Source organism: Enterobacter cloacae complex sp.6700776 (genome assembly GCF_048284255.1).
Taxonomy (GTDB): domain Bacteria; phylum Pseudomonadota; class Gammaproteobacteria; order Enterobacterales; family Enterobacteriaceae; genus Enterobacter; species Enterobacter intestinihominis.
Genome location: NZ_JBLVYK010000204.1, coordinates 1 through 294, shown reverse-complemented (window position 1 = coordinate 294; position 294 = coordinate 1). Strand labels below are relative to the sequence as shown.

Here is a 294-nt window from a genome sequence, read left to right as displayed (position 1 = left end):
GTATGACATTGCTGAGCACTTAACGAACGAAGAAGAAATTCAGCTGTATCTTAATGAAATATTAGAAGAAGGCGATACGGCACTCATTCTTGCGGCATTAGGCGATATTGCGAGAGCGAGAAATATGACCCAATTAGCAAAGGAAGTAGGAATGAGCCGAGAAGGGCTATATAAGGCACTATCTGGTGAAGGTAACCCTGCATTTACCACTATCTTGAAGATAGTTCATTCACTAGGACTAAAGTTGGAATTTAAGAGCGCAAGATAACCCTCTTTTTTACTCTTCTATTACTA

Annotated in this window: 1 protein-coding gene; it reads left to right on the top strand. The window is 39.8% G+C overall.

What is annotated here, in order from left to right; all coding sequences use genetic code 11:
• A partial coding sequence (locus ACNQ0T_RS23890; RefSeq protein WP_417930461.1) for an addiction module antidote protein occupies nucleotides 1-268 on the top strand: 268 nt, incomplete at its 5' end.
• Nucleotides 269-294: the final 26 nt, after the last annotated feature.